This window comes from Nostoc sp. CHAB 5715, assembly GCF_020829685.1.
In the GTDB taxonomy this organism is placed as follows: domain Bacteria; phylum Cyanobacteriota; class Cyanobacteriia; order Cyanobacteriales; family Nostocaceae; genus Nostoc.
In genome coordinates this window covers 1-6,131 of sequence record NZ_JAIVFR010000423.1, presented here as the reverse complement: position 1 = coordinate 6,131, position 6,131 = coordinate 1, and the positions used below count along the sequence as shown (strand labels likewise).

Sequence of the window (6,131 nt, the reverse complement as noted above, 5' to 3'; positions counted from 1 at the left end):
ATTGGGTGGACTTGTACGATAGCCTCAAAGAGAAAAAGTAAGTCCAATCCTTTTGTTCGCGGATGTTTTACGCGAACAAAATTTTCTTTGTTTTACCTCTACTTCTCCTTAACCGAGCAGTATTGGGATGGGAATCTCTGATGAGGATTTGCCCAAGATTTTTAGCAGATTCTACTGTGGTGTGAGAGGTCACAGAAGCGTGGGGTTTGGGTTGGGACTGTACTTGGCAAAGCAAATTGTTGAAGCTCATAAGGGGAATATTGGGGTTTCCTCCTCCCCTGGTCTTGGTTCTACATTTACTATCCAACTCCCGTTCTCCCAACCAACCACTCCCCCGTGACTTCTCTAGGTGTTGAATGTTGGATGTTATGGTGTGGATGCTTCTGGTACTCTAAGCAATGTTATTGAACCTAAAAGTTGATGATCCGACAGCCTCACGACCAGTTTGCGAAGCAGTATTTAGAAGAATTGCTTTCTCCTTTGGGAAAAGTGGAAGTCAGCCGCGAAGTGACTGATGAAGTTCGCCAAGTGGATATTTTGTTCTCCCCTGCACCGTCGCCCAAGGCTAACGCGCAGTCTTTGGGGTTACTCGGTAGAATTGTGAGGAGCGCTTCGCTGTTAGAACCATTTCGCAATCAACCTAGTAAAACTGAGGTGCGTAATTGTATCCTCAAGTTATTTTCTTTTTACGGGGAGTTGCAGCGCAAAGCAAGGCGAGAAAATACTTCTTTACCAGAAGATGGTTTACCGCGTCTCTGGATTTTAGCACCTTCTGCTTCAGAATCTTTGCTCAACAGTTTTGGCGCTAGACTAGAGCTAGAAAATTGGCTGCCTGGTGTTTACTTCTTACCTGAATCTTTCAGGACAGCTGTAGTCGCAGTTAACCAATTACCACAGACAATTGAAACTCTGTGGCTGAGGATTTTAGGTAGGGGGGAAACTCAACGCCAAGCCGTTAGTGAATTACTGGCACTCCCGCAAAGCAACCTGTTACGACAAAATACGCTAAGACTCATCACTAATTGGCGTATTGTCTTAGTCCAACAGAACGAAAATTTAACTGAAGATGACGAGGAGTTGATTATGAACTTATCACAAGCTTATCAGCAATGGGAAGAAGCAACAAAACAGCAAGCAAGGCTAGAAGGACAACGCTTAGTGGTGGAGAATTTACTTAGAGTCAGGTTTGGGTCTTTGGATGACGAATTGTCAAGAGTAATTGAACCCCTACTACAGTTAATGCCAGAGGAATATACTCGCCTGTGTCTTGAACTATCCCGTGAGGAATTGTTGGCAAGGTTTGGAGTAAGAGGGATTTAATTTTAAACTTATCGGTATCTTATCAGAGAGTCAGTAGAGTGCTTTTGTTGGGCAAGTTTCATTCATTCACCTAGTTCCCCTTGTTGTCTCCTATTTTGAGGTAGATTTTGAGCCTCTTGTAGAGCTATAATTTTGATTTTTTCTAGCTCTTGTTGGGTGAGATTATTGATAATAACCTCAAATCTTAGCTGAGAAGATTCTCTCGTAGCTTCCAAGGCTCTGGCTTCTTCATTATTCTCTAGGGGAGCATTTCTATCCAAAGCTAATAACTGCTCGCCCCCAGGAGTAAATTTTAGTATTGCAGTAAACTTCTCTGACTCATATATTCTGGTTTTTAAATCTTCAGTATCCCTACTCTCTATAACTGACTCCTCTTTCATTAGTCTTGTTAAGGCTAGCGGAATTACATATCGGTGCATGTTTTCTGTATTTTGCTGCTGAAGGTTTGCTGAAGTTTCTTCTTGTTTAGTCAGATAAGTTACTTCCTCAATCACATCTCTAGTGAATGTTGAAGTGTTCTGTATTTCATCCTTCCTCTCTTGTCGCTGCAATGTTTCACTTACTCCTATCAATGCTAAGGGTTCTACCTTATTATTAAATTCTTCAGCAAGTCCCTCTACCAATGATAAGTTTGCTGCCTCTTGTTCAACTTCTGTAAAACCATCCTCTGCTAAAGAGAATGCTGTTAATATCGACTCTTCATAAGACTTTCCTGAATTCACTCCACCAATTATCTCTGATAAAGTTTTGATAGCATCCTCTTGCTCAGAAAGACTAAATTGCTCTACACTGGTTTCAAAAGATTCCTCATCATACCCAATGCGCTCTAAAATCTGGCTGAGGATATAAGCAGCTTTGGCAGGAGATATATCTTCTGAAATTTTGGAGGTAGTTTCTGCAAGTGTTACTAAAGGATTTGTAGCCATGATTTGTGATGTTTATATTTGAGATGATATGGGAACTGGTTTGATGCTTGGTAAGTATACTGAGACTTTAATCCTTGATAGCCGAGACTTATGGTTTGAGGATTTTTAAAAAATAAAATAGGAATTCTATAGTAAGTTAGTTACATTTCTATATATTCAGATTTCACTTGAGCTAAAGCCGTATCAATTTTTGTGTTAATTTGTTCAAAATTTTTGAGTATTTCAGAAGAGATTTGGTTGGTTTGTACTTGACCTGATTGAATATCAAGAATAACATTTCCATTTTTCTGGAAAATTGTTAAATCTTTTTGGGAGGAATTGAGAGAAATGTCATAGGTTTTACCTTTGACTTGGATGGAACCGCTTTCTCCAGGTTGTCCCAGAACATCACTAATTCTTTGAGCAATTTGAGTAAGCCGATTTATAGAGCGCAATTCTTTCATATCTTTGGTCATAGCAATCAACACTTTCTCTGACAATCCCTGCCCAGATTTAAACCCAATAGCGACTTCTGCAATCCGGTTTTTGTATTCTTCTGACTTGCCCAGTTTGTCCGCTGCACCATACCAATTTCTCAAACTATCAATAGTGGCTTGCTCATAACTTCCCACAGTGTCAGCTATCACTCCCGTTTGGGGAATATTTTGGGAAGATGTAACCAAAGGATTTTGAGTTGTTGGGAGGCGAGTGGTTACTGCGGTTAGAGTTACGGCAGTCGGCTGTGTTGGTGGTTCTGGGGATTGTGCAGCAATGTTTTGTGTGGGTGTAACGTCTTGGGCTTTGCTGCTATCAACAGAAGTAACTAGTTCTAGCGATGAAGCGCATGTGTAACCATCACTGTTGAAGCTCTCCAGCTTATATCCATGTTCCTGCAAGTATTTTTGTACTAGTTGATCAGTGCCAGCAGCATTGCCCACTACAAAAGAACTGCCAGATGCGATCGCTTTATCTAGCAAAGGCACATAATGGTTTTTAAAGGTTTCGAGAATTTTTTGCTGGGTAACTCCCCGCCACGGGCCAGAGCCAGAGACCATAATTGTATCATTGGCTGAATATACTCCAGTATTTGCCCGTCCTCCCCAAGCTTGCTCGTAATTGCGAGTACTAGAAGGCGTATTGGGTGGTGCTGCCGATTTACCAATAAATTGAGTAGCAACTTCTGCCATTGCCACATCTTTTTCCATGTGATGTGCTACGGCATCGTTTAGAGGTTTTAATTGTGCCAGAGGATTACTGATTTTTGCGGAAGAGCTAAGTGATGTAGAGACTGTTATTTCTTCCACTCTGGAGACAGAGGCGGTATTATTTGATAAGGTTTCAGCAATATTTATGGCAGATTCATGCCTCCCTATGCCCTGCGGACACGCTACGTGATGCCTACGGCAACCTGACGGAACGCTATCGGCAGTTTGGGATGTTTCCAAAACTTTGGCGTATCCTGAGATGAGAGCGCGGATGAAGGGGGAGTCCTTGCCCTTGCCTTCCCAGTAGTTATCTCTGCTTGAGGTAACGTAGTGAGTGCAGTTTTCCAACCATTCCACCCCTCCCCTTTGTGTGATGGCTTCAAACAATTTGGGGTGTTGCTCTAACTTAGCTTGGATGATTTCTGCCATCAACTGTACTCGCTGCTCCCCCTGGGGAACAGTCTGTTTGTAGTGTTGGTAGGCTTGTTCTGCGGAAAGGAAAGGTACTCCAGCAGCTTTATCTTGAGCATAAGTCTCCGGGCCGTATTTTCCTGCTGGCACTGCTGCATTGTCGCCCAAAGATACTGGGTAGTCTCCGTTGATGTTTCCCAATTCCTTTGCGCTGACAGTGGGATTGCTAAGGGCAGATCCCAGTGGGTCGGGACTTCTGGAGCCGATATTAATTGGGGAGCTAATGGTAGTTGTGGAGATTGTGGGGGGTGTAGCTGCTGGCAGAGATGGAGATACAGTAGATGTAGCAGAAGATGGCTCAAGGCTTGGGGTGAAGAATGGTACAATTTTGCCGTTGACGTAATCCCCCAGTGGTTCCATGTGCAGTCCCCACACTTCGAGTTTGTCCTTGAAGGTAACAAGCTCCTGGGCGCTGTGCTTTTCCCTTGCTGCCCACTGCTGTTGGTAGGCTGGGTCGGTAATCATTTCCTGGGTAATGCGGTATTGCTTGCCCACTCGGAAGGCGACTTGCTTAGAACCCGCAACAGCGATCGCAATCTCCCCTTCTTTAAATCCATAAGCTTTATACGGTTCGTATGTCCTTGTTGTGTGACAGCGCCCATATCCCCGCATCGCATCGATGGTGGTATTCACTGGCAAAGGATTAGGAACGAAGTGCATTTTGAGGGGGAAGACCATCTGCACTGGTTTGCCAGATATGACAACTTCCTCCTCTTGGGGTTTGGATACAATGGTGGCATTCGGTATGGTTTCGGCAACAATCGCTTTTACCGTCCCCCAAGTCTGATCCTTCTCTTGTTGCGTTTTACCACCAGCGAGTCCCGAACCCAGGCGTTCAGGGATATAGACGGGTAGGTTATTGTCCAAGGCATACTGGTTAACTTGGGCAAGTCCCCGTCTTAATGCTTCAAAGTCAGTTTGTCTAGAATTAGTGCCGTAGTCATACTGCCCAGCAACGTTGGCTATTACTAGGGTGGGTTCTCCAGGCTTTGTTACCTGTACAAACTGTACATCGCCCAGTTGCCAGTCTTGTTTGTGCAGGTATTCTTGTTTAACTGTAGACCATTTCTGGGCGACTGCCTCCGGCACGTCTTCGACGAACGCAGCTGCCAATCCCGCGCCCATCTTTCGTTGACAGTTGACCTGCTGCACAATTATCCCTGCTTTCACTTCCAGGATGTCTTGCTTGATGGTGGTGTTAGCTGGAGGTTGTATGGCCCCTTGGCTGGGTGTCGATATTGTGGGATGATTTTGAGGATGTACTGGTGTTTGAGTTGTTGTACTGACAGTGTGAGAATTGAGTGCAGCTACAGCTTGTGTGGTAGCAGATGAACCCAGTTTGGTAACTTGGTTTGGATGATTGCCAATGCCTACGGCAACCTGACGGAACGCTTGCGGTCTATTGGGAAGAGAATTTAGACGTTTATTGTAAGCGCTATTTGCACCATCAGCATCCAAGGGTTCCCCAAACTTGTCCTTGAATGCTTTGAGGTCATCAGATTGAATTGTGCTGATTGCTAGGTAAAGTACAGAAAGACCTTTTTTGGTTTCTAAGGGCACATCTTCCTGAGCTACAATATTAAATTCAATACCTTTGGATTTCAACCAGTTCTGAACAAATTCTGTTTTGTGGTTGTCCACCGCCATTCCCATCAGTCCCAACATTTTATCTTCTTGACTGGTAAATAGGATAGTGGGTCGTTCCTTTACCTTCTGAAGAAATGGCGCACTTTTTTCAACCATCACCTCTTGTTTAGTAACCACGGCTTGTTTAGTGGTGTCCTGGAAGGCTTGAGATTCCTTTGTCCATATTTTAGGATACTGTACTGTGGAGGAGTCTACCTTCACAAAGGTGTGGGAAAAGTTGCTTTGGAGCGTACAAGGTACAGAACCCATCTGACCAGGATTAAGAACTCCCAATTTTTGTAGAGCTTCTTTATCTTTTTTATAGTGCAATACTCCGAGTAATTCCCCATTTAAAAATACTGCATCTCTATTTTTGGTTGCAGGTATTTCTAAACTGACGCTTCTATATTGATTATCATCAAATATCTGACCTTTAAAGTCATAGCTATTAATTTTATTGATTCTTAATAAATTGCCATGAGGAGATTCAGCAATAATGAATGCTCCCTCATCTTTAGTAGTTCCAATTGATTTTAATTGGAGATTTAGGAGATTGCCGTTTTTTAAATAATTGAGTTGTTTTAGTTCTTTAATTGAGTCAGTA

At 43.2% G+C, this 6,131-nt stretch carries 3 protein-coding genes and 1 pseudogene; 2 read left to right on the top strand and 2 right to left on the bottom strand.

Annotated features, from left to right (window positions below; all coding sequences use genetic code 11):
- The first annotated feature begins 127 nt into the window (after positions 1–127).
- Together LC574_RS39150 and LC574_RS21995 are read left to right on the top strand one after the other, a co-directional pair.
- Complete coding sequence (locus LC574_RS39150; protein ID WP_368736718.1) at positions 128–340, top strand: sensor histidine kinase; 213 nt, start codon at positions 128–130, stop codon at positions 338–340.
- A gap of 80 nt (positions 341–420) precedes the next feature.
- Positions 421–1,320, top strand: a complete 900-nt coding sequence (locus LC574_RS21995; RefSeq protein WP_229455627.1) for a hypothetical protein — start codon at positions 421–423, stop codon at positions 1,318–1,320.
- A 62-nt stretch (positions 1,321–1,382) separates the two neighbouring features.
- Here LC574_RS21995 and LC574_RS21990 read toward each other — a convergent pair whose 3' ends face one another.
- Both LC574_RS21990 and LC574_RS21985 read right to left on the bottom strand, forming a co-directional pair.
- Entirely contained in the window at positions 1,383–2,246 is an 864-nt protein-coding gene (locus tag LC574_RS21990) for a hypothetical protein (protein ID WP_229455625.1), read from the bottom strand.
- Positions 2,247–2,386: 140 nt separating this feature from the next.
- Positions 2,387–6,131, bottom strand: a pseudogene (locus tag LC574_RS21985) (hypothetical protein); the annotation flags it as partial.

Coding starts and splice junctions, on each gene's coding strand:
- LC574_RS21990 (WP_229455625.1), bottom strand. CDS start 2,246: ATGGCTACAAATCCTTTAGTAACACTTGCAGAAACTACCTCCAAAATT.
- LC574_RS21995 (WP_229455627.1), top strand. CDS start 421: ATGATCCGACAGCCTCACGACCAGTTTGCGAAGCAGTATTTAGAAGAA.
- LC574_RS39150 (WP_368736718.1), top strand. CDS start 128: ATGGGAATCTCTGATGAGGATTTGCCCAAGATTTTTAGCAGATTCTAC.